General features: G+C 55.6%; 23 protein-coding genes. 8 read left to right on the forward strand and 15 right to left on the reverse strand.

Annotation, left to right across the window (positions count from 1 at the left end; all coding sequences use genetic code 11):
• Positions 1–348: 348 nt before the first annotated feature.
• Positions 349–1,650 carry an alpha-glucosidase/alpha-galactosidase gene (locus ACI48J_RS19290; RefSeq protein WP_405079792.1) on the reverse strand — a complete coding sequence of 434 codons (1,302 nt, stop codon included), beginning with the start codon at positions 1,648–1,650 and terminating at the stop codon, positions 349–351.
• A gap of 146 nt (positions 1,651–1,796) precedes the next feature.
• Positions 1,797–2,192, reverse strand: a complete 396-nt coding sequence (locus tag ACI48J_RS19295; RefSeq protein ID WP_405083254.1) for a disulfide oxidoreductase — start codon at positions 2,190–2,192, stop codon at positions 1,797–1,799.
• A 143-nt stretch (positions 2,193–2,335) separates the two neighbouring features.
• On the opposite strand from ACI48J_RS19295, the gene ACI48J_RS19300 reads away from it, so the two are divergent.
• The 3 genes from ACI48J_RS19300 (at position 2,336) to ACI48J_RS19310 (ending at position 5,024) form a co-directional block, all read left to right on the forward strand.
• Positions 2,336–3,196, forward strand: coding sequence for an AraC family transcriptional regulator (locus ACI48J_RS19300; RefSeq protein ID WP_405079794.1), 861 nt, complete (start codon positions 2,336–2,338; stop codon positions 3,194–3,196).
• Between the two features lie 543 nt (positions 3,197–3,739).
• Positions 3,740–4,315 carry a GNAT family N-acetyltransferase gene (locus ACI48J_RS19305; RefSeq protein WP_405079795.1) on the forward strand — a complete coding sequence of 192 codons (576 nt, stop codon included), beginning with the start codon at positions 3,740–3,742 and terminating at the stop codon, positions 4,313–4,315.
• A 289-nt stretch (positions 4,316–4,604) separates the two neighbouring features.
• Positions 4,605–5,024 carry a hypothetical protein gene (locus ACI48J_RS19310; protein WP_405079797.1) on the forward strand — a complete coding sequence of 140 codons (420 nt, stop codon included), beginning with the start codon at positions 4,605–4,607 and terminating at the stop codon, positions 5,022–5,024.
• A gap of 57 nt (positions 5,025–5,081) precedes the next feature.
• Here ACI48J_RS19310 and ACI48J_RS19315 read toward each other — a convergent pair whose 3' ends face one another.
• The 3 genes from ACI48J_RS19315 to ACI48J_RS19325 all read right to left on the reverse strand — a co-directional run bounded on the left by ACI48J_RS19315 (position 5,082) and on the right by ACI48J_RS19325 (position 8,287).
• Positions 5,082–6,395 (reverse strand): ABC transporter substrate-binding protein, encoded by a 1,314-nt coding sequence (locus ACI48J_RS19315; RefSeq protein WP_326056152.1) that lies wholly within the window; start codon positions 6,393–6,395, stop codon positions 5,082–5,084.
• Positions 6,396–6,569: 174 nt separating this feature from the next.
• On the reverse strand, positions 6,570–7,406 hold the full coding sequence (locus ACI48J_RS19320) for a carbohydrate ABC transporter permease (protein ID WP_326056155.1): 837 nt from the start codon (positions 7,404–7,406) through the stop codon (positions 6,570–6,572).
• Positions 7,403–8,287 carry a sugar ABC transporter permease gene (locus ACI48J_RS19325; RefSeq protein WP_326056157.1) on the reverse strand — a complete coding sequence of 295 codons (885 nt, stop codon included), beginning with the start codon at positions 8,285–8,287 and terminating at the stop codon, positions 7,403–7,405. The genes ACI48J_RS19320 and ACI48J_RS19325 overlap by 4 nt, the downstream gene beginning before the upstream one ends.
• A 239-nt stretch (positions 8,288–8,526) precedes the next feature.
• Between ACI48J_RS19325 and ACI48J_RS19330 the strand changes: the two genes are divergently transcribed.
• Positions 8,527–10,344 carry a sensor histidine kinase gene (locus tag ACI48J_RS19330; RefSeq protein ID WP_405079798.1) on the forward strand — a complete coding sequence of 606 codons (1,818 nt, stop codon included), beginning with the start codon at positions 8,527–8,529 and terminating at the stop codon, positions 10,342–10,344.
• On the forward strand, positions 10,341–11,966 hold the full coding sequence (locus ACI48J_RS19335) for a response regulator (protein WP_405079799.1): 1,626 nt from the start codon (positions 10,341–10,343) through the stop codon (positions 11,964–11,966). Before ACI48J_RS19330 ends, ACI48J_RS19335 begins: the two co-directional genes overlap by 4 nt.
• Before the next feature lie 133 nt (positions 11,967–12,099).
• On the opposite strand, the gene ACI48J_RS19340 is transcribed toward ACI48J_RS19335, so the two are convergent.
• The 4 genes from ACI48J_RS19340 to selD form a co-directional block, all read right to left on the reverse strand.
• Positions 12,100–12,441, reverse strand: a complete 342-nt coding sequence (locus ACI48J_RS19340) for a YtxH domain-containing protein (RefSeq protein ID WP_405079800.1) — start codon at positions 12,439–12,441, stop codon at positions 12,100–12,102.
• A 407-nt stretch (positions 12,442–12,848) separates the two neighbouring features.
• Positions 12,849–13,370, reverse strand: coding sequence for a DUF948 domain-containing protein (locus ACI48J_RS19345; RefSeq protein WP_326056167.1), 522 nt, complete (start codon positions 13,368–13,370; stop codon positions 12,849–12,851).
• 192 nt (positions 13,371–13,562) lie between these two features.
• Positions 13,563–14,633: a tRNA 2-selenouridine(34) synthase MnmH gene (gene mnmH, locus ACI48J_RS19350; RefSeq protein ID WP_405079801.1), complete on the reverse strand. Its 1,071-nt coding sequence runs from the start codon at positions 14,631–14,633 to the stop codon at positions 13,563–13,565.
• Positions 14,634–14,672: 39 nt separating this feature from the next.
• Positions 14,673–15,734, reverse strand: coding sequence for a selenide, water dikinase SelD (gene selD / locus ACI48J_RS19355; protein ID WP_405079802.1), 1,062 nt, complete (start codon positions 15,732–15,734; stop codon positions 14,673–14,675).
• Positions 15,735–16,081: 347 nt separating this feature from the next.
• On the opposite strand from selD, the gene ACI48J_RS19360 reads away from it, so the two are divergent.
• A complete protein-coding gene (locus tag ACI48J_RS19360) occupies positions 16,082–16,741 on the forward strand; it encodes a bifunctional 4-hydroxy-2-oxoglutarate aldolase/2-dehydro-3-deoxy-phosphogluconate aldolase (RefSeq protein ID WP_405079804.1) in 660 nt (219 codons plus the stop codon).
• Entirely contained in the window at positions 16,729–17,514 is a 786-nt protein-coding gene (locus ACI48J_RS19365; RefSeq protein WP_405079805.1) for an MBL fold metallo-hydrolase, read from the forward strand. The genes ACI48J_RS19360 and ACI48J_RS19365 overlap by 13 nt, the downstream gene beginning before the upstream one ends.
• A gap of 310 nt (positions 17,515–17,824) precedes the next feature.
• Here ACI48J_RS19365 and ACI48J_RS19370 read toward each other — a convergent pair whose 3' ends face one another.
• The 4 genes from ACI48J_RS19370 to ACI48J_RS19385 form a co-directional block, all read right to left on the reverse strand.
• Complete coding sequence (locus tag ACI48J_RS19370) at positions 17,825–18,463, reverse strand: metalloregulator ArsR/SmtB family transcription factor (RefSeq protein ID WP_009671457.1); 639 nt, start codon at positions 18,461–18,463, stop codon at positions 17,825–17,827.
• 111 nt (positions 18,464–18,574) lie between these two features.
• Positions 18,575–19,006, reverse strand: coding sequence for a DUF86 domain-containing protein (locus ACI48J_RS19375; protein WP_405079807.1), 432 nt, complete (start codon positions 19,004–19,006; stop codon positions 18,575–18,577).
• A 5-nt stretch (positions 19,007–19,011) separates the two neighbouring features.
• Positions 19,012–19,236: a hypothetical protein gene (locus tag ACI48J_RS19380; RefSeq protein ID WP_326056180.1), complete on the reverse strand. Its 225-nt coding sequence runs from the start codon at positions 19,234–19,236 to the stop codon at positions 19,012–19,014.
• 71 nt (positions 19,237–19,307) lie between these two features.
• Complete coding sequence (locus tag ACI48J_RS19385; RefSeq protein ID WP_405079808.1) at positions 19,308–19,973, reverse strand: tetratricopeptide repeat protein; 666 nt, start codon at positions 19,971–19,973, stop codon at positions 19,308–19,310.
• Positions 19,974–20,177: 204 nt separating this feature from the next.
• Between ACI48J_RS19385 and ACI48J_RS19390 the strand changes: the two genes are divergently transcribed.
• Positions 20,178–20,471, forward strand: coding sequence for a hypothetical protein (locus tag ACI48J_RS19390; protein ID WP_326056182.1), 294 nt, complete (start codon positions 20,178–20,180; stop codon positions 20,469–20,471).
• A 352-nt stretch (positions 20,472–20,823) separates the two neighbouring features.
• Here ACI48J_RS19390 and ACI48J_RS19395 read toward each other — a convergent pair whose 3' ends face one another.
• On the reverse strand, positions 20,824–21,192 hold the full coding sequence (locus tag ACI48J_RS19395; protein WP_405079810.1) for a hypothetical protein: 369 nt from the start codon (positions 21,190–21,192) through the stop codon (positions 20,824–20,826).
• 63 nt (positions 21,193–21,255) lie between these two features.
• Positions 21,256–21,759, reverse strand: a complete 504-nt coding sequence (locus ACI48J_RS19400) for a VanZ family protein (RefSeq protein WP_405079811.1) — start codon at positions 21,757–21,759, stop codon at positions 21,256–21,258.
• Positions 21,760–21,781 lie beyond the last annotated feature (22 nt).

Below are 21,781 nucleotides of genomic sequence, written 5' to 3' on the forward strand. Positions count from 1 at the left end.
TGAATAAATGAACGTGATCCTTCCAGCATGGCGAATCCTTTATGCAGTTTTCGGCCTCCTTTTCGCAACGCTCGAACTTAAGATGGGGTTATCATAGCACCCTCAAAATGAAAAGGAAACAACTTTTTTTATTACATTTTTAGGCGGAAATAATTTTCAAAATATCGTCGAACGGTGCATTAAGAAATGAATACCTGGGCATCTGGCGGTGAGCTTAAAGAGGGACTTCGGGAGGAGATGCCCGACGTTTTTTTGCCTAACGGTCGGAAAATGTGTCGGAAACTATTTTTTGCGCGAAAAAAAAGGACCGGAATTCATGGAAAAGAATTTCGGTCCCTTTCTCTCCTATCAGGATGTATAGGCAGGCAGCCAGTCTCCGTGCGCTTCGATCAGTTCATCGCAGAGGGCCGTGATATCGTCCATCGAGAGTTCCGCGGACGTGTGGGGGTCGAGCAGAGCCGCATGATAAATATGCTCCTTCTTGCGTGTAACGGCCGCTTCGATCGTCAACAGCTGGGTGTTGATATTCGTGCGGTTCAGCGCCGCCAGTTGAGGAGGCAGATCGCCGATATACGTAGGCGTAATGCCGCCGGCATCGACCAGGCACGGCACTTCCACGCAGGCTTCCTCCGGCAGATTCGTAATCAGCCCGGTATTCATTACGTTGCCCCCGATCTTGTACGGGACGTTCGCCTCCATCGCTTCGATCATGTAGGAAGCATACTCGCCGGACCGTTTGTGCTCAAGCTGCGGGGTGTTGACCAGCTCCGCACGAAGATTTTTCCAGCGCTCGATCTGGTTTACGCATCTGCGGGGATATTCGTCCAACGGGATGTTGAACTTCTCAATCAGTTCGGGGTAATTCCGTTTGATGAAATACGGATGATACTCCGCATTGTGCTCGGACGACTCCGTTACATAATACCCGAACCGGAACATCAGCTCGAAACGCACCATGTCGTGGTGTTTTTCTTTCTGTTTTTCCTTCGCCAGCCGCTTGATTTCGGGATATAAATCTTTGCCGTCCTTCGTCACTTCAAGCAGCCAAGCCATATGGTTGATACCGGCGATTTTGGACTGGACGCCTTCGGGGTCGATGCCCAGATGCCGGAACATATACGGAACGCAAGCCTGGACGCTGTGGCACAGGCCGACCGTTTTGACGCCGCCGTGCGTATTGAGCACGTTCGTAAGTACGGCCATCGGATTCGTGTAGTTAAAGAACCAGGCGTCCGGACACACTTCCTCGATGTCCCGGGCGAAATCGAGCACGACCGGGATCGTACGCAGATTGCGGAAGATCCCGCCGATACCGACCGTATCGGCAATCGTCTGGCGCAGGCCGTACTTCTTCGGAATTTCGAAATCCGTAATCGTACACGGATCGTATCCGCCGACCTGAATCGCGTTGATGACCACTTTAGCTCCGCGGAGCGCTTCCTTGCGGTCGCTGTACGCCTTGATCCGGCACGTGCTGCCTACGGTGTTTTTGATATGGTTCAGCATCGTCTCGGAATCGCGCAGCCGCTCCCCGTCGATATCGAACAAGGCGAGCTCGTAGCCCTGCAGCGCCTCCGTTACCATGCAGTCCCCTAATATATTTTTGGCGAACACCGTGCTGCCTGCGCCCATGAACGTAATTTTGGACATCTCTTCTCATCTCCCGACTAAAAAAAGTGGAATGCCTATACCTAGCACTATACCGTCTTAAGGCGGCACCGCACATGGAGACATCCCACTTTCGTATGGAGATTTGTAGTGTGAAAACGGCCGGCAAATAATCCGAACGGAAAGTCTTATCTTTCTTTGCGCATTTGGACCCACAGAAGGCCGAGAATAACGGTGATCAGCGTAAAAGCCGTGAAGGCCAGCAGCGGGATCGTAATAAATCCGAGCCAGTCGATGTAATCTTGATCGCATGCGACGATGCCGCATTTGGAAGCTGCCTCTTTAAAAAGGGGTGTTTTTTGCATAAGATAGTGATAGAGGGAAATTCCCATCCCCCAGACGGAGAACGGCAGCGCGTAAATGACCTGCTTGTTATCCTTGCGCGTTGCGGCGATTCCGAGAATCAGCACAAGCGGGTACATCAGAATACGCTGGTACCAGCACAGCTTGCACGGCGTAAAATCCATTATTTCCGAGAAATAGAGGCTGCCGAGCGTAGCAACCACGGAAATGGCCCAGGCCATGTGAAGGGCGTTATTTTTTAGAAAAGAGTTCGATTTCAATGCGGTATTGCTCCTCTCCCGGCTCAATCTTGACGTGCATGTTTTATTATAAAAAATGAAGCGTCCGAAGTCTATCGTTCTTCTATCGTGATTGGAGGCTTACCATGCTTAAACCGTTTCACTCCGTGTCGGTCAATCCCCATAACGGCAAAGGAGAGCTGTTCGTCCTGTTCGCGGGTTACGGCCAAACCGCTCCGTGCCACGAAGTCGGTCCGCAGATGCTGGATTACTACCTGATTCACACCGTGGAATCCGGGAAGGGCCGCTTCAGCTGCCTCGGCAAAGAATACGAGCTCGGACCGGGCGACACCTTCGTGATCTTCCCCGGCGAAGTCGTCACGTACGTCTCCGACAAACGCGACCCGTGGCGTTACAGGTGGATCGGCTTCAAAGGCAGTTCCGCCGACGACCTGCTGATCCGCCTCGGCATTACGGCGCAAAGGCCGGTCGTACATGCGGAGGGGCTTTCCCGCCTGCCCGTCTTCCTGCGCCGGGCCGAGCGGGCGCTGCGGGAAGCGGGCCCGGCCTGCGACCTCCAGGCGGAGGGCGAGCTGCGGCTGCTGCTTGCCCGGCTTGCATCGCACGCCGATGTCCCCCGCCGCAAAGGCGAGGAAACCGACGCCGGTCGGCGGCAGATCGACCGTGCCGTAAGGTGGCTGCAGCTGCAGTACGCCCAGCCGGTGACCATCGAGCAGCTTGCGCAGCATATGGGCTATCACCGCACGTACTTGTCGAAGCTGTTCCGGCAGCATACGGGCCTCACGCCGACGCAGTTTCTGCTCAAAATCCGGATGGAGCGCGCCAAGCTTCTCATGACGGAAGGCTCGACGATCGAGCAGATCGCCTACTCCGTCGGCTTCTCGGATCCGCTCTATTTCTCGAAACAGTTCAAGAAATGGTTCGGCTGCACGCCTTCCGAATATCGTGTCAAGCACGGCCGGCTTGCCTACGACTGCTCGCGGTAGAGAAAGCGGAGCGAGGCCAGGAAACGGGCGGGCGTATGGAAAAGGACGTACGTACGGAAAGGGACAGCGCGAGACGGCATTAGCGGAGATGGCCGTCTAACGGCACGATCGGCTTGACGCCGGCCGCTCCTCACAGCGCGGGGAATGTGGATGACCGCCGTACAGACGACGCCACCCTTGCCGAGCGCTGGGAGGGGGCAGGTCGATCCGTCCGTTCAGAAGAGCGCGCTTGGTGAGCTCACTAGGCTCGGCAGCACAACGAGTGGCAGACGGCCGCCGTCTGCCACCCGTTGTGCTGCCGCTCCACCGCTGCTTGCCACTAGCGGATGGAGCGGCCTCGCGGGGCTCGCCTGACGCCTTGCTCTCCGGATGCCGCAATCGCTGCACGTGCCGTCCTGCCCATACTGTCGGGCGGTCAGAGCGGCTCGCCCGAATCGCACGCCGACCGTTCGGTATGGGCGACAGCGTCCCGGCTCCTTGCTCACTCACACGATTTTGCGCCCATATAAGCAAATACACAGACAGGAAAGGAATCCAAAACCTATGAATCGCATTTCCCTACTCTCCCCCGGCGGCCGCTTCGAAACCGGCCGCCTGTACCTCCGGCTGTTAGCGCCGGAGGATGCCCCCGCGCTGCTGGACTACATGCAGCGCAACCGCGCCGAGCACGCTCCGTGGGAGCCCGTGCGCGGCGAAGCGTTCTTCACGGCCGAAGCGCAGCAGGCGGCCATCCGCGGATTCGAGGACGAATCCGCGACCGACCGCGCTTACAGCTTCGGCGTGTTCCATCAGCCGGACGGCCTCCTCATCGGAAGGGTCCGGCTGAGCAGCATCGGCCGCGGTCCGTTCCAGAACGCGTACGTCGGCTACAGCATCGACGCGGCGTACGGCGGCCGCGGCCTGATGACCGAGGCGATGCGCGAATGCCTGCGCATCGCCTTCGGCCCCCTCGGCCTGCACCGGGTGCAGGCCGCGATCATCCCACGCAACGTGCGTTCGCTGCGTGTGGCGGAGAAGTGCGGCTTCGTGCGGATCGGCCTCAGCCCGCGGTATTTGAACATCGCCGGCGTATGGGAGGATCACATCTTGTTTGCGCTTACAAGTGAGGATTTCGCTTGATCCGTCCGGAGCTTTCTTACGACGGAAACATACATTTTTTTCTAGTTCTACTGCAATTATCATACAAAAACGGACAAGTTTCAAGCATTTGTCTTATCTATTCTTTCTTTAGAATCACCTATCAATTATAAAAATGATAGGTGATTTTATTTTGAATATTTAAGACTAATATTTCCTCTATAGTTGATCGGACACACCCATCTCAATAAAATTTACAAAAAATATAAATATTATTTTTTACATTTATGGTATATTTTATTAGAATTTTAATATCAAAGGGAGTGTACATATGAAAACCATTTTCAAGTTATTGGTCACGACAACATCGCTCACAGTTTGTCTTACAGCACCTTTTGGTTACAACGCATCCACAGTAAAGGCAGAAAGTAAATCGGCTCTGATTCAGCCTTTTTCACTTATCGCATACGAAGATGCATCATTTACTGGTCAGCTGCAAACAGCATTCACATACTCCAGCGGCAAATTAAGAATTTTTGTCCAAAATAAAAGTACGAAAAGTATTAATTACAGTGTGACAAACTCTAATGGCTATAAAATATGGAGTGGCAGATTAGCCGGTAATGATTCCGTCACTGGATTATTTCTTCCATCTGATGGTGATTTACCTCCAGGACGCTATAAAGTTAATTTGTCTAACGATGATGGCAGTACTTCCGCCTATCTTTTATCAGCGCGTGACGAACTTTAAGAGTAAAAAAGCCCGGTATCCGTCTTAAACGGATGCCGGGCTTTTCCTCATATTCCGTTATTTCTTCAAGCTGTCCCAAGCTTTCTGGAAGTCTTGGAGCATTTGATCCTTGCTGATCTGTTTGCCTACATAGCCCTGCATGCTGTCGCCGAACTTCTTGGAAGTCGCTTCGCCGCCAGGGAATTTGAACCAGTTCCAGGAAAGCGTTTTGCCGTCTTTCGCGTATTTCATAATGTCGGCGGCAAGAGGGCCCACGACTTTTTCATCCACGGAGATCGTTTTGAAAGCCGGAATGAACTTGAATTCGTTGGTGATATACTTTTTACCCATATCGGACGTTACGAGCCAGTTCAGGAACTTTTTCGCCTCATCCTTGTTCGGGGAGTTCTTGTTGATGACCCAGTTGTTCGGCACGCCCACGAGCAGCTTGTCGTTAGCGGCGGCATCGTCAGAGATCGGCATCGGAAGGAAGCCGATGTTGATGTTCGGGTTCGTTTTCGAAATTTGAACCTGCGTCCAGTTGCCCTGCTGCGTCATAGCGGCTTTGCCGGTTGCAAACTCCGTTACTTGCGTGTTGTAGTCGGTTTGCAGCGGGTTTTTGTTGCCGTATTTGAGCGTCAGGTCAAACAGCTTTACCCAGTTGTCGAACACGGCATTGCCCGGAATTTTTTGCGAGCCGTCGTTTAGGCCTTTAATGAATTTGTCGGGATCCGGCTGGTTTGCAAACGGAACGTTCACGAAGTGGTTGCCGAGTACCCACCACTCGCCATAGCCGTTCACGAACGGCGTAGTGCCTGCCGCCTGAAGTTTCTTGGCCGCGTCTTCCAGCTGTGTCAGCGTCTTCGGAAGCTCGGTGATTCCGGCTTTCTGGAACAGATCTTTGTTGTAGATATAGCCGTAGCCTTCGAGACCTACCGGCATGCCGTAAATTTTGCCGTCTTTGGAAATCGGATCGCCCGCGCCCTGCGCCAGGTCTTTCACCCATGGCTGATCGGACAGATCTTCCAGATGCTCCTGCCAGACGTCCAGATCGGAGTTGCCCCCGTTGTTGAAAATGTCGGGCTTATCGCCGGAGTTGAATTTCGCTTTCAGCGCCGCGCCGTAGTCCGCGCCGCCGCCGACCGTCTGAACCTCGATTTTGACGCCGGTTTCTTTCTCGTATTCGGCAATCAGCTTGGAAAGAGCTTCGGCGATTTCCACTTTAAACTGGAACATTTTCAGCGTGACGTTTTTCTTCTCGCCGCCTGCCGCGGGGGAACCCGATGGAGACGCTCCGCCCTGTCCCTGGTCTTTATTGCCGCAGCCTGCGAGCAAACCGCCTACGAGAGCGGTGGTCAGACCTACCGCGATCCATTTTTTATTTCTAGTCATGAAAGAAACCCTCCCTTTTCTAATGCATACCTGTTTGCTTGCATAAGCCTGATCTATCGGTGCTGCTCTATGCGGTAAACCCCGGTTATCGGGATAATCGCCGTACTCTGGTGATGATAAAATTGTTGCCCTGGCGATAAGTACCGGTTCCGGCCAATGTTAAGCCGGGTGTGCTCAGCCTTTGACCGAGCCTGCCGTGATGCCTTCGATGATGTGCTTTTGCAGCAGCAGGAAGAAGATGATGATCGGTAGAACGCCCAGCGTCAGCGCCGCCATCGCGAGATCCCACTGCTTCGTGTACTGGCCGAAGAACGCGTAAGTGGCGAGCGGAATCGTATGCAGCTTCGTATTCGTCAGAACGAGGGACGGAAGCAGGTAATCGTTCCAGATCCACAAGCTGTTAAGCAGAATCACGGTTACCGCGATAGGCTTCAGCAGCGGGAATACGATCCGCCAGAAAATGCTGAACCATCCGCAGCCGTCCACCGTAGCCGATTCCTCGATTTCCTTCGGAATGCTCTTGATAAATCCGTGGAACAAGAAGACGTTCAAGGAAACCCCGAAGCCGAAGTAGCAGACGACAAGTCCGAGCCGGCTGTCCATCAGCCCGAGATTGTTCGCAACCTTTACGAGAGGAATCATAATGGACTGGAACGGGATGACCATGGCCGCCACGAACAGCAGGAACAGGATGTTGTTCAGCTTGGTAGGCTTGCGGACGAACCGGTAAGCCGACATGGAGGCGAAAATAACGAGTCCGATGTTCGACAGCACCGTAATCATCAGCGAGTTGCCCATCACTTGCGGGAAGTGGATGATATCCACGACTCTGGAGTAGTTATCCAGGCTGAACGATTTCGGGAGCGAAGCCGTGTTTTGCAGCAGCTCCGCGAACGGTTTAAACGAATTTACGAGAACGAAGTAGAACGGGACAAGGAATAGGATGCCCAGTAAAGCCGTAAGAACTTCCAGAATAAAGGTCCCCGACGTATATTTGCTTCCGCTGCTCATGATTCCACCTCTTTCCGCTTGGTGTAGGAAACCTGGATGAGGGAGATCAAAGCGACCACGAAGAAGAAGATCAATGCTTTCGCGGTACCCAGGCCGAGCCGGTTATTGCGGAACGCTTCCTGGTAAATGTTCAGCGCTACCGATTCCGTGGAGTTGAACGGACCGCCTTTGGTCAGGGACAAGTTCAGGTCGAACATTTTGAACGCCCAGGAGATTGTCAGGAACAGGCAGACGGTAAAGGCCGGCATAATCAGCGGCATCGTCACGCTGCGCAGCAGCTGCCATCTTCCCGCACCGTCGATCGTGGCCGCTTCCATCAGGTCTTTGGGCACGTTGGCCAGCGCCGCGATGTAAATGACCATCAGGTACCCGGCTCCCTGCCACACCGATACGATGACGATTCCCCAGAAGGCCGTAGGCGCGTCGCCCAGCCACGGAAGATTAAAGAACGAGATTCCCGTCATCTCCCCGATCGAGGCAAAGCCTTTTACGAAAATGAACTGCCAGATAAAGCCGAGCAGCAGACCCCCGATAACGTTCGGCATAAAGAACACGGTCCGCAGAACGTTGCGCGTTTTGAACGCTTTCGTCAGGAGCAGAGCCAGGACAAACCCGACCAGGTTCGTTAAAATAATCATGGCCGCCGAAAACCGAATCGTGAACCAGAAGGCATTATGGAAATCGGTATCGTCGAAGATGATCCGTTTGAAGTTGTCCAAACCGATAAATTTGACCCCTTCGCTGACTCCGTTCCATTCCGTAAAGGCGTAGTAAAGGCTCATCAGAAACGGAACGACGACGATCAGGGTGAAGAATAAGAGCGCGGGTCCGACAAATACCCATTGCTGGAGCCCGTCGTGCGTTTTGGAGCGAGTAGTCAAGATTTCCCTCCCCCTTTCTGAGTGCAATCGCTTTCAAATGTGTCTTTTTTTGATTTATACTGTGATTGTAATGCAGTTTAATGACGTTAAACACACCTTAAATTGCTCCTTTGGTGGACTATTTTGCGCTAGGGGCAAAACTTTCGCCCGTGTATTTGCACGCCCGGCATCCTGATGTACACTTACTATGCCGACACGAAGCCGGCATGACCACTAAGCAGCGACAAGGGGGAATTGCGATGCGGTCCAGACTCCGCAACAAGCTGATCGCCTTTATTCTGGCGGCTACGATCCTGCCGATCGCGACTTCTATTCTCGTCTCTCACTTCTATACGCAGTCCAGGCTGGAAGACAAAGCGATCCGGGACAATCTGAATCTGATTCACCAGGGAAAGCTCAATCTGGATACGTACCTCCAGAGCGTCGAGCAGAATATGAGGCTTCTCTACCACAATACCGTGATGATGGAAATACTGGAGAACCGGACGGATAACTTCTTCTCCGAGTCGCGTCTGTTTCTGACGGAGCAGGAAATTTTGCGCTCCATGCAGACGCTGAAATATGCGTCGCAGGATGTGCGGCAAGTTTACTTATATGTGGAACAAGCGCGCAAATCGTATCTTTTATCGGAAAACAGACTCGTGCGGACCGACCAGGGAGCCGCGCCGTTCAAACCGGACATCCGCCGGGAAGAGAGCCGGATTACGCCTCCCCATCCGATGTCCGCCTACGGCAAGCAGTTTTTCATCTACTCGTCCGGAGACGTATTCACCTACCAGACGGCTTTGACCAACATCGTGGACAACATTCCGCTCGGCTCTCTGTCGCTGGATTTCTCGCCCGACACGATCAAAGCGATCTGTGACGAGCTTTACACCAAAGGAAGCGAAGAACTTTATATTATCGGGCCGTCCGGCGAAATTATGTACCAGGCCCATCCCGATCCCGAAGGAAGCAAGAAACCCGTGCCGTGGCTTCAGGAACTTAAGAAATCGGAAGCCCGGGCGGAACGCGGTTACTTCCGTTCGGAGGATGCTTCCTACAACGGCATTCATATTTACGAAACCATTCATGCACCCGGAGGCAGCTGGCTTCTCGTCAAAGGAGTTCCGGACTCCGTTCTTTACAAAAACCAGCGGGAGCTTACCGGCATATGGACGCTCGTCGGCGTTATTTTTCTGGGACTGGCTACCGTCGTGACGATCTATGTGTCCCTGCGGATGACGGCCCCCATCTCCGCGCTGATCGGCTATATGAACAAAATCGAGTCCGGGAACATGAACGTGGACATCCGGGTCAAAGCCGACGACGAGCTCGGCATACTCGCCAGACGCTTCCGTTCGATGATGCACACCATCAATGAATTGATTCTCCGGGAATATAAGCTGGAAGTCGCGAATAAAACGAATGAGCTGAAAGCGCTGCAGGCTCAGATTAACCCGCATTTCATTAATAATGCCCTGCAGTCGATCGCCGCCCGTTCCCTCCAGAAGGGAGACCGCGAGGTATATTCCCTGATTTCTTCGCTCGGCAAAATGATGCGGTACAGCATGAAAACGGAAGAAACGATCGTTCCGTTAAAAAGCGAATGGGACTATGCGAAGTCCTATATCAAGCTTCAAAAACAGCGTTTCCGGGACCAGTTTGAAGCGGAAATGGAGCTCGAACCCGGACTGGAATCGATTCTCGTGCCCAAAATGGTCGTCCAGCCGCTTGTCGAAAACTATTTCAAGCACGGATTCGACGGCAGCCGGAGCGATAACATCGTCCGCATCGTATGCCGCTCCACCGGTGACCGCAGCCTGCTTCACATCGAAGTCTCCGATAACGGACTGGGCATCGGAGAGGACGAATTGACGGCGCTGCGTGCGGACCTGGAAGCCTGTATGGCCGAAATGGGCGAGCCCGGAAGCCATATCGGCCTGGCCAACGTGCTTTCCCGTCTGAAACTTTATTACCGGGAGCAGACCACCATGGAAATTGACCGCGGAGAAGACGGCGGTTTCCGCGTCTTGCTGACGATACCGATTATGCAGGAAGAAGGTGAACCTGAATGAAGGCGCTCATCATCGATGACGAAGCTCACGTCCGTGAGACGATCCGGCTGCTCGTGGACTGGCGGCAGTATGGCATCACCGAAGTGCTGGAGGCTTCTTCCGGCGAAGAAGGCATCCGGCTGATGACTGCCGAGAAACCCCAGCTTGTCTTTACCGACATCATGATGCCGGGCCTGACGGGGCTTGACGTGCTCAGCCGGATCGCCGAGAGCGGCGTTCCGACCAAAGCGATCGTCATCAGCGGCTATGACGATTTCACTTACGTACGCAGCGCTCTCCAGTTCGGCAGCTTCGATTATCTGCTGAAGCCGATCGACGAGGATGAGCTGGAAGAAGCGGTCGGCCGGGCTGTCGCGGCCTGGCGCAGCGAAGAGAACGAACGCACCCAACGGCTGCAGTCGGAGACAAAAGCGAACCTGTACAAACCGATGCTGGCCGACAAGAGCTTCGTCCAGCTGCTGCTCGATCCCGAGCAGTATCCCCTTCACGCGGAAACGCTGGAGCGTGAATTCGGCATCGGGCGGGATCAGAAACAGGTGCTCGCCGCCGTCGTTTCCCTCCAGCCGCTCGATGCGAGGCTGCAGGCGAAGTTCGAGAGCGCGATGGATCTGCTCTTGTTTGCAGTCACGAACATATGCAGCGAATTTATGAGCAAAAGCAATCTCGGCCTCGCGTTCCGCCACTGGCACCGTCATGCGGCCGTCCTGCTCTTCTTCGACCGTTTCCACCAGGCGGGCGCCATACTGGAAGAGATCAACGCGGGTCTGTACGCCGCCCTGCGCGGGAACTTCCACCTCGGCTACGGAACGGTCCAGCCGTTTCCCTCCGGGATTCAGCGCACGTTCCACGAAGCGGAGACGGCCCTTCAGCTGCGCAACCTCCGGGAGCAGGACATCTTCCTGCATCCCTACCACGTGCGCAGGCAGGCCCTCGGCACTCTGCAGGCGCCGCTGGCCGCACGCGAGGACGAGCTGACGCTGGCAGTCCGGATGAACGACTTGGCGGGCATCCGCCGCGTACTGGAGCAGTGGGAGCTGCAGATCCGCAAGCTCCCGTATATCCACACCCGCCAGCTGGAAATGTGGTGGCAGGAGTTCACCCTCCTGCACAGCCGGCTGCTGCTGGAGAACGAGGTCGATGAGGACGGCGAGGAACAGCTCGGCGCGGCGGACGACTTGTCTTTCTGCCTGCCGCTTGACGAGCACGGAAAGCCGGACCTGTCCATCTGGACGAAGCGGATGGAATCCATTCTGACCGGCATCGCCCGGTTTCTGCTGCGGGGCGACCGGAATTCGGCGATCCGCAGCATCGAGAAATACGTGCGGCTTCATTACCGCGAACAAATTCTGCTTGACGATTTGTCCGAGAGGTTCCATCTCAGTCCAAGCCATATTTCCCGCTCGTTCAAGACCGAATTCGGAGAAAATTTATCGGATTACGTGACGCGTCTGCGCATTAACAAAGCCAAGCTGCTGCTGGCCGATCCGGAGCTGAAGATCAATACGGTCGCGGAAGCGGTCGGCTACCAGGACGAGAAATATTTCAGCCGCGCTTTCAAAAAAAGCGAAGGCATCTCCCCGAATCTGTTCCGGAAGCGGAACGCTTGTCCGGCAGTGGATTAAAAGGGCGGCTGGCCGGCTGTACAAGTGCCTTCTTACCCCGGTTTCATGCCGGCATTCCATGCAATCGATCTTTGCTTTGGTTCCATAAAGAAGCGGCGGCCCGCTCACGGGCCGCCGCTGTTCTTTTGCTTTTTTATTTGCCGAGAATGACCAGATCCTGCGCCGCCTCGGAAGCCGCAATTTCCTCCGCCGCCAGCTTGCCGGGAATTTGGCCTTCACCGCCTTTAAAAGAGCGGATTCCTTCCGCCGCGTTGAGCGTAACTTCTTTCGCTTTGCCGACCAGCTCAGACGTCTTCTCCCCTACGGTGCGTGCGATTTCCTGCGTTTTCTCCGACACGTTGGCCGCCTGCACGGCAATATCCGAACGCAGCTCCTTGCCCGACTTGGGAGCGAATAGCAGCGCCGTCACCGCGCCCACAACACTTCCGAACAACGCTCCGAATACCAGATCTTTCGTTCTTGTCGAGTTAGCCATTTACCATCTCTCCTTTAAAATTGGTGGGTCTTTCCGGACCGCGCGAACGTTATCCGGCAGTCCGGCTTTCCGGTGCATCCGCTCTCTGCCGATCGGCAGTCTAGCCCTTGCGTCAGCGGGGGGCGATACGTCGGTGGTCTGGCGGCTTTGGTTTGCGGCGTACGGCTCCTGGCTCCGGTTGCCTGCTTACGCCTTACGGCGTGCGGCTGTTGGCTCCGGTTCTCTGCTTGCGCCCTGCAGCGGACGGCTCCTGCCCTTCAGCCTTAAGCTCGATCCTCAGCTCGTGCCTTCAGTTCGACTCGGCTCGTGCCTTCAGCTGTACCTTCCGCCTTTGATGCCGCGGCTTTAAGCTGCCGAAGACGGTAACGCCTCATAGCTTCGGCTCCCGTATCCGCGGTTCTGCGCCATTACTGACCTTCCGGGGAAGCGCCGTTTCCCCGAGGGTCCGAGGACGGAGCGCCTGAATCCGGCGAAGATGCGGAGGACCCGGCTGCGGCTTCGCTTCTGCTGTTCTGCCACCGGCGCCACAGCTCGATTCCCGCAGCCGTCCAGTCGGCTGCTTCCACAATCCGGTTCTGCCGGGTATGTACAGCCTGCTGTACCTTCAGAACCGACTCCGCCAGTGCGGACGCCGCGCCGCCGACAGCTTCCGCGCCTTCATGCAGGGCGGCGCCGAAATTTGCCGCTCCGTCCAGAACACTCCGGGCGGTGCGGAGGTGCGACCGTGTCTCCGCGGCGAGCTCTCTCGTCTCCTCCAGAAGCTCCGCTGTCCGGTCCGCCGTCTCCTCCAGCCTCAGCCGGGACTGTCCGAGCGCTTCTTCCAGCCGGATCAGCGACTGCCGGAACGCCTGAAGCGCCAGCACCGCCTGCCAGACCAGGATCGCAAATGCGATTGCCGCACAGACGGCGGACAATTCGATCCACGTCATCCTTTCGCCACCTCCGCTGTTAGTGTGCCCCCGCTGCGGCTGTCTGTCTTCTAGACGAATGCCCAGGGGATAATACAGTATAAGCGTATCTCCCGTTTTTGACACAGCTTCCGGAAGAAAAATGGGGAAAAACGTAAAAACACCCGTCCATCCCGCATAAAACGGGAGGAACGGGTGCATGAAAAAAAATCGTCAGACCGCGTTCGATGACTGAACTTTAGGGCGGTAGCCCGGGAAACGCTCTTTCAGCTGAGCCGTGACCAAGCGGAAAGCTTCGTCCGTATCCGCGGCCTGCAGAGTAACGGTTTCCTTCTCATAGTTCTGCGCGGCATGCGCATAGCGGGGGTCGTAATAATGCTCCAGCATCAGAGCGACCGCCTCGCCGAACCGGTCTTCCTTCAAATACTGCTCGATGGCAGCCGCAATGGGCGAATGAATCCGCTTTTTAATGAGCTGATACGCATCGATACATTCTTCCTTATGCAAAGACGGCTGGTAGTCCGCCACGATATTGGCCACACGGCGCTCCATCGGAATATCCAGGAAAAGGGGGATGCCCGCTTCCTTGGCATTGAACAGGAAATCGGGCATGACTACCTTCCCGACGCGTTTGCTCTCGGCCTCCACGAGGACGAAAGGCTGTTCATTGACTTCCATCAGCTCATGGACCAGCCTCGATTCGAACGTCTTCTGATTGCTGGGACGCAGGCCGATCTGGCCGAAAATAGAGCCGCGGTGCTGAGCCATCGTCTCCAGATCCAGCACCGGATATCCCGCTTCTTTCAGCTTCTGAAGCAGCTCGGTTTTGCCCGAACCGGTCGGACCGCCGATCACGACGCAGACCGGCTTGAACTCGAACGTTTCCAGCTTTTCATGCGTCCATTTGCGGTAAGAACGAATTCCGCCCGACAGCCTGTACATCTGAATCCCCATCAGGGATGTCACGGTCGCGGCGGTTTTGCTCCGCATGCCTCCGCGCCAGCAGAAGACGGCCTTCTGGCCGGGAATTTCTTCGAACTGTTTAATAAACGACGGCAGCTTGGCCGAAAAAATCTCCAGCCCCTTCTCCTTCGCCGCCTGAACGCTGACCTGTTTATAAATGGTGCCGACTTCTTTGCGTTCTTCGTTGTCGAACACCGGGATATTTTGGCTCCCCGGGATGGTGAATTCTTCGAACTCCCCCTCCGAGCGCACATCGATCAGCTGGATGCCCCGCCGCTCCCGCAGCTCAAGCAGTTGTTCAACCGTTATATCACGAAACATTGCTGCAAACACTCCTTTGATTTTCCGGAAAACGGGCAGTTAACGGATGGTCTTCGCGACGGCGATCCGTCCCGGATGATCGGCCGTCGTTTCGCCGATCATCGCCGCTTCGACGCCTGCGGCCAGCAGTCCGGCCAGCAGCTCGTCCGCATCCGCAGCCGCTGCCGAAATGAGCAGCCCGCCGGATGTCACCGCGTCGCACAGCATCCACTGGCCGATTTGATCGATAGACGGATCGAAATCGACCGTATCCTGTACGTGCGCGAAATTGTTCTTCGTGCCGCCCGGTACGAAGCCGGCCTCGGCCAGTTCCCGCACGCGCGGAAGAAACGGTACGTCATCGGCGCCGATGCGGATGCCGACACCGCTGCCTTTGGCAACCTCGGACGCGTGTCCGAGAAGCCCGAAGCCGGTTACGTCCGTGCACGCGTGGACTTCGAAACCGTCCATCACTTCGGCGGCCGTTTTGTTGAGGGTCGCCATCACCGACGTGACGCGCTGCACTTCTTCCTCGCTGAGCTGATCTTTTTTGATGGACGTGGTCAAAATGCCCACCCCGATCGGCTTCGTCAGAATCAGCTTGTCCCCGGGCTTGGAACCGGCATTGGTCCGGACCCGGTCCGGATGGATCAGTCCCGTAACGGCAAGGCCGAATTTCGGCTCGTTATCGTCGATGGAATGGCCCCCCACAAGCGTAGCGCCGGCTTCCTGGACTTTATCGGCCGCCCCTCTCAAAATATCGGTAAGCACCTGCTTATCGAGCGTTTTGATCGGAAAAGCCACGATGTTCAGCACGGTCAGCGGCTTGCCGCCCATGGCGTAAATATCGCTGATCGCGTTCGCTGCCGCAACCTGGCCGAAAGAATAAGGATCGTCTACAATCGGTGTAAAAAAATCGACGGTCTGCACGAGAGCCAGATCATCGCTAAGTTTATATACTCCCGCATCGTCGCTCGTATCCAGACCGACAAGCAGATTCGGATTCGGCAGCGGAGCCGGCATCCCCCGCAGAACTTGGGACAGATCGGCCGGACCGATTTTACAGCCGCAGCCTCCTTTGCTGGAGAGGGAAGTTAATTTGACAGGTTGAGCATCTTTCATGGGGTTCACCCTTTTCACACAGAATGGTTGACGCGCTTCTTCTATTGTATACCAAGCTTGCGGTTTCTTAAAATAATCTTGTCCTTATAAGGCTTGTTGACCGTATTTTCGGATAGCGCTTGTTGACAGTACTTGTTTAAGCCTATTGATCGTTCACGCGGAGTATATGGAAAACGCTTCTCCCTTTGATCGGTTACAGCGGAACGCTGCCGGTCGTCGGCTTACATATCGGCTCGTTCTGTCCTTCTTCCCTCCCGGTTGCTCATGACGGCGCGCCTTTTCATGTGATAACATGAAGCTATACGGGAGTCTCTCCCGCTTAAACAACCGAAAGCGAGTGAACGACAGTGGAACGTGAACAGGGACTCCAGGAACTGGAACGCACCCGACTAATCGCCATTCTCCGGGGCGTCAAACCGGGACAAATTATCCGTACGGCCGAAGCGATGCTGGAAGGCGGTGTTACCGTTCTCGAAGTAACGCTTAATACGGACGGGGCACTGGGTATGATCCGAGAACTGAGAAGCAGGCTCGGCGGCCGCATGTTTATCGGAGCGGGCACCGTTCTGGATTTGGAGGACGCCAGGCAGGCCATCGAAGCCGGCGCCTCCTTCCTCGTCACTCCGAACACCGATGAGGCCGTGATCGCTTATTCGGTTTCGCAAGGCATCTCGATCTTCCCCGGCGCGATGACGCCGACCGAGATCGTCCGGGCCTGGAAAGCCGGCGCGCAGGCCGTCAAAGTATTCCCGAGCACCGGACTAGGGCTCACCTACATACGCGAGTTGATGGGACCGCTGGACCGGGTGCCTATGGTCGCCGTCGGCGGCGTCACGGCCGGCAATATCGGCGAATATTTGCAAGCGGGCTGCTATGCGGCCGGCGTAGGCAGCTCCTTGTGCAAGCTCGCCGATATCGATGCGGGCCGCTTCGACGTCATCACCGCGAATGCGCGCCGGTTTGCGGAAGCCGTCTCCCAGTGGAGGGAAGCCGCGTGGACTTCCTGACCTTTCTCGGCACCGGCGACTCGATGGGCGTCCCCCGCGCCTACTGCGATTGCGCCGTCTGCACGGAAGCCCGCACAACCGGGGCCAACCGCAGACTGCGCTCGTCCGCCCTGCTGGACACCGGCGCGGCCGAAGGGAGCCTGCTCCTCGACTGCGGGCCGAGCTGGGGCCTGCAAATGGAGCGGGCCGGCCTTAGAGATCTGCGCCATGTGCTCATTACCCATGCGCATTACGACCATATCGGCGGCCTTCCGGAATACGCCGATCTATGCCGCTGGCTGGGCATCCGCGGCAAAGTGTATGCCGCCGCGGAGGTCGTGGACCGGATCCGCGCCATCTTTCCCTGGATCGACCGCAATCTCGATTATATCACGGTCGATGAAGGGTTCTCCTTCGGCGGATGGGAGATCCGCCTGTGGAAGGTAACGCACGGGGCAAACGGATTTTCCTTTGCCCTGCGGTTCGACCGCAAGGAGGACTACAGCTTCGTCTACTGTCCCGATTCCATCAGTTTGAACGAACAGGAAAAAGCTCCTATGCGAGGTCTTGATCTCCTTGTGCTCGGCACGAGCTTCTACAAGGAAGAAGGGGCCGGCCGCTCCGTCTACGATGTGACGGAAGCGCTTGAGCTGCTGCGGGAAGTGCAACCGTGCCGCGCTGTTTTCACGCATCTGTCGCACGGAATCGACCTGCTGGAGGACTACGCGCTTCCCTCCGGAGTCAGATTCGCCCAAGCCGGGTTGAGTATTGCTCTTTCCCGCGATTCCGGCTAACGGCAGGCTCCTGCGCTCCGTGCGGATAAGAAGCGCGATGCCGCACGAGCAGCCTGCTATACAGCCGCTCCCGCTCCAATGATGCAGCATTGTGTTCTCCGCAGCCTCCGGTGAAGCTTGGCCGCTGTCTTCATCCCGTCATCTTATTCCGGACCGGTACCCGGTAGTAGAAGGAATGGCCCTAGGCATGGCCCCCGTTCCCCCATATTCTTAGGCAGCTCCATACAGGCAAAAAGAAGAAGCCCGCCCCGACGTCCGTAAGGACAAGGTTGGCTTCTTCTTTTCGTTTTAACGCGGCCGGTTCTATAAATCAGAAGCTCTCCGCCCGGCGAATCTGATACACGCACTTGGTCCCGCCTTTGGCCAAACATTCGGTGCGTTCCACCGGCGTTCCGAGCAGTTCCTGGAACAAGGCAAGCTCACATTGACAGGCCTGCTGGTATTGGTCCGCAACCTGGGCGATCGGGCAGTTATGTTCATTCAGAATATAATCCCCGTTCTCCCCCTGCTCCAGACTTACCATATAGCCGTTGTCGTTCTGAATCCGGGCCAATTCGGCGACCTTCTCCGGGAAAGACTTGCCTTCCATCCGGGAGCCGTAGCGCTCCGACAGTTTGTCTTTACGCCTTTGAAAAAGCCGCGTCAGCTTCCCTTCGCCTTCTTCCGCAACAAGCTCCTCCAGAAGATCCAGAGTCAGCGCATTGTATTTCTTGGGAAATAAATCATCCGCTTCCTTCGTGAGCGAATACATATGCAAAGGCCTGCCCATTGCCTGGCGTGCCAGCTTTGATTCGATAAAACCATCTCGATCCAGCGTGTTTAAATGGCGTCTGACGGCCATCTCCGTAATCCCAAGCTCCTTGGCAAGTTCCCCTACACTGAGAGGGCCCCGGGTCCTGAGCAGAGATAACACGATTTTGCGGGTCGACAGCTCTGCGTCGCGATACATGAGAATCACCTGCCTGATGCCTAGATAGTCTCATTGTATCGTAACCTTTGGCATAAGTAAATTATGAAACATAAAAGTATAAAAACACCGGGATGCGTCTCTCCCCGGGTGTCAGATCATTTCTTTTTCGATAAAAGCTTCCACCGAACGGGTGAAATCCGGGAGAATGGCGGGCAGTTCTTTCAGCAGAGGGTGAACCCCTTCTCTGGAAAACGTATCGTACTCCTGTACGAGAGGCCTGCGAAGTTTCACCAGCGACAGCAAGGCCGCCGTCGTTTCCTCCGAAAACACTTTTTCCGTTCCCAAAATGTCGATAATGTCCTCATAGCTGCTCGCGTCTCGCATCAGAAAGCCGTCAATGATCAGGCTCCCCACGTCCGTGACGGTTTCGATCGCCAGATGAAGAACACGCTCCTGGGCCAGGTACGTGATCAGGCGCTTGTCCCCGCTTGAGAATGCCTGCCCCAGCTCGCTGCAGCCTGTCAGCAGTTCGGGTACGAAAGCGAGTCTTTGCTTGATTTGATCCACATTAACATAATACATGGCGGTTATTTCCGCCTCCTTTTCTTGCTCCATTTCGACCAGACCAGCATAATCACGAACATAATCACGACGATTATGACCAGAAGTACGCTCTGCATCAAGTATTCCATGCTGAGCTTGGACTTCCCGCTATCTCCGGCGGCCGCTGCAATGTACATTAGATCCATCCGTGTTCCAGTACCTTTCTTGTCGGCTTGCGCCCCTTTCTTCTCTCCACTAAGTGTAGCCAACCCCCGGCGCCGCCGTCAAGCGAAGCCGCGGGCTTCAGGCAGCAACTTTCGCAAGCGTTTGACGCCAACCCTCACTTAAACCGGGCGAGGATCGCCCAGCGGCGCTGTTTACGCTTGCTGTATTTAGGCAGAGATTTGTACACGTCGACGGATTCCCGGAAAGCTTCCTTCGCTTTTTCGGTACGGCCGAGTTTGCCATAAAGCAGCCCGAGCCGGTAGTAGGCCTCCACCGAAGAAGACTGCTCGTCTCTGAAACGCTCCAGCATATCCACCGCCTGCCGGGGCTCGCTTTCCGCGAGGGCTTCGCCCATTTGCAGATAGGGATCGCCGTATTTGACGCGAGGGTTAAGCTCCAGCGCTTTTGTCATGTAAGCAAGGCCTTCTTGCAGCTGATCCATTCTCAGCAGACACAGGCCGATTTCGTAGGAAACATCCGCCGATTCGGGCATGACCGGCTCCACCTGGCGCAAATAGACAAGCGCCTCGCGGTATTTCCGTTTGTCGATCAGCAGACGCGCCAGTTCCAGCTTCGAGGAAGCGTGGTGCGGATTCGCGCGCAGCTCCTGCCTCAGTTGCGAGATGCGGCGGTTTCTTTTCAAGGGCCGCAGCAGACTGGGTGAAAGACCGATAAAGCGGCGGTCGATGACATACAAAAGAACGAGCAGAATAATCAATGCGAGCAGAGGACTCCGGGTGATATAGAGCAAGAGCGAGAACAGAAAAAATTTCCCAAGCAAACCTATCTCTCCTTCCGACCTTTTCTTTCCGCAACTTATCGTACCATAATTTCCAAAAAACCTCATGAAATTGTTTCTGTGACATAGTTGTGACAGCCGTCTGCGGAGACCGGGACATTTTTCCTGAAGGAGGTGTGTGCTTCCGTCCTCTTTTTAGTATAATTAGACTCAGCATTCTCACGCAGAAAGGATTTCGGTCTGGATATGAATGAACAACAAGCGCGTAAATGGAGTGTTATGCGGCGCAAAGGTCCCGGTATGTACGTCATGCTTAACTTCGCACTCCCGGTGGGACTTGTCCTGACCGCTCTCGTCTCGCTTCTGGAATACTCGCTGGCCGGCGAACTGATCGGGATCTGGCTGCCCATCCGGATTATCGTGTTCTGCTTTATCGGGTTCTTCATCGGCATGTTCCGCTGGCAGACGGTGGACAAGAAGTATCAGCAGGTAGCGCCTAAATACGGATTGCCCGTTCAAGTGGAAAAAGGAACTAAGTAATCTCCGGTCAAGGGCTTCCTTTCCCCGCGGGGTTCCGGAATTAAAAAGATCGCTTCTTCGTCCTCCGGACGGAAAAGCGATCTTTTTTACGGGACGGGGTTTTGCGGAGAGGCCGGGAGTCGGGCATCGTGCGGGCATCCGTGTGTGAATGACCGCCGACATGCGAGGTCATACCCCGCACTGCAACTGCGCAGCGTGAAAAGGAGTTGTGCAGCTGCACAACTCCTGCGCGGCTCGCATATGCTCAGGCCCGGAATATGGCGAGTGAGCTTGCTCAAACTCCTCGGCCTCTGATTCGCCGCAGCCTCGGGTTCCGCACGCCTCTATTACCTGAGGGGGTCTTCCGGGACGTTTAAAAGGTCCCTTCCTCAAGTTCACGCTTGACGTCGCCATGCTCCAGGAGCCTCGCTTCCAGCTGGTCTTTTTGCAGCTCGTAAATGTTGGTCGAGCTGGAAAGCAGCTCGGCGGTAATATCCTCGTACTCGTCATGCAGGTTGTTGTTGTACCAGTCCAGAGTCAGATCGGCGTCATTGCGGTAAACCGGACCCAGCTTGAAGGACGCTTCCCCCGCGCTGCCTGAGGACAATGCCCCGTGAGGCTTTTCGAACTTGGCCAGCAGCGGCTTGTCAAAGCCCTCTACCGCAAATTCGACATCGGCTATTTTGGCGTCTTTGTGATTTGTAATGCGGGTGACTTTGGCGTGCTTGATGTAGGTATCCATAGCTCTCTCTCCTGTCTTTGGCATCGTATCCTTTAGCAGGTAGTATGCCCGGAGGAGTGTATTTTATCGGCCGCGAACGTTCCCGGACCGGATCAGCCGGATTGCCGCGAAAACGGCCATGACCAGCAGCACGCCAACGCTGTCCATTCCCACGTCGATGGCGTGCCCTGTCCGTCCCGGAACGAAGCTCTGGTGCCATTCGTCGGATGCGGCATACAATACGGCCAGAAAACCGCCGGCCAGCCATGCGGTCCAGAAAGGCCTTTTCATCGCCAGCAGCGTTCGGATCCAGAGAAAAGCGAGCAGCGCGAACTCCGATACGTGGCCGGCTTTACGGATGATGAATTCGATGAAATCATACGGCTTTTTGTACGTGACCAGCCCGCCGTCGTAAGTAAATTCGACTTGGGGAATCCACTGCCGGAGCACATCTTCCTGAACCAGCCCCCGGAAAAAGGGCCGCATATCCTGCTCCTGGTACGTCTCGGCGGATTTTGCGAAAATAAATATCATCCACACCAGCGTCACGGCCAGCCACCAGCCATACGTGCGTAAACGGGGCTTCATGTCTCTGTGCCAGCCTCCTTGC

Source organism: Paenibacillus chitinolyticus (assembly GCF_045038035.1).
Lineage (GTDB): Bacteria > Bacillota > Bacilli > Paenibacillales > NBRC-103111 > Paenibacillus_F > Paenibacillus_F chitinolyticus_A.

Coding starts and splice junctions, on each gene's coding strand:
- ACI48J_RS19290 (WP_405079792.1), bottom strand. CDS start 1,650: ATGTCCAAAATTACGTTCATGGGCGCAGGCAGCACGGTGTTCGCCAAA.
- ACI48J_RS19295 (WP_405083254.1), bottom strand. CDS start 2,192: ATGGCCTGGGCCATTTCCGTGGTTGCTACGCTCGGCAGCCTCTATTTC.
- ACI48J_RS19300 (WP_405079794.1), top strand. CDS start 2,336: ATGCTTAAACCGTTTCACTCCGTGTCGGTCAATCCCCATAACGGCAAA.
- ACI48J_RS19305 (WP_405079795.1), top strand. CDS start 3,740: ATGAATCGCATTTCCCTACTCTCCCCCGGCGGCCGCTTCGAAACCGGC.
- ACI48J_RS19310 (WP_405079797.1), top strand. CDS start 4,605: ATGAAAACCATTTTCAAGTTATTGGTCACGACAACATCGCTCACAGTT.
- ACI48J_RS19315 (WP_326056152.1), bottom strand. CDS start 6,395: ATGACTAGAAATAAAAAATGGATCGCGGTAGGTCTGACCACCGCTCTC.
- ACI48J_RS19320 (WP_326056155.1), bottom strand. CDS start 7,406: ATGAGCAGCGGAAGCAAATATACGTCGGGGACCTTTATTCTGGAAGTT.
- ACI48J_RS19330 (WP_405079798.1), top strand. CDS start 8,527: ATGCGGTCCAGACTCCGCAACAAGCTGATCGCCTTTATTCTGGCGGCT.
- ACI48J_RS19335 (WP_405079799.1), top strand. CDS start 10,341: ATGAAGGCGCTCATCATCGATGACGAAGCTCACGTCCGTGAGACGATC.
- ACI48J_RS19340 (WP_405079800.1), bottom strand. CDS start 12,441: ATGGCTAACTCGACAAGAACGAAAGATCTGGTATTCGGAGCGTTGTTC.
- ACI48J_RS19345 (WP_326056167.1), bottom strand. CDS start 13,370: ATGACGTGGATCGAATTGTCCGCCGTCTGTGCGGCAATCGCATTTGCG.
- mnmH (WP_405079801.1), bottom strand. CDS start 14,633: ATGTTTCGTGATATAACGGTTGAACAACTGCTTGAGCTGCGGGAGCGG.
- selD (WP_405079802.1), bottom strand. CDS start 15,734: ATGAAAGATGCTCAACCTGTCAAATTAACTTCCCTCTCCAGCAAAGGA.
- ACI48J_RS19370 (WP_009671457.1), bottom strand. CDS start 18,463: ATGTATCGCGACGCAGAGCTGTCGACCCGCAAAATCGTGTTATCTCTG.
- ACI48J_RS19375 (WP_405079807.1), bottom strand. CDS start 19,006: ATGTATTATGTTAATGTGGATCAAATCAAGCAAAGACTCGCTTTCGTA.
- ACI48J_RS19390 (WP_326056182.1), top strand. CDS start 20,178: ATGAATGAACAACAAGCGCGTAAATGGAGTGTTATGCGGCGCAAAGGT.
- ACI48J_RS19395 (WP_405079810.1), bottom strand. CDS start 21,192: ATGGATACCTACATCAAGCACGCCAAAGTCACCCGCATTACAAATCAC.
- ACI48J_RS19400 (WP_405079811.1), bottom strand. CDS start 21,759: ATGAAGCCCCGTTTACGCACGTATGGCTGGTGGCTGGCCGTGACGCTG.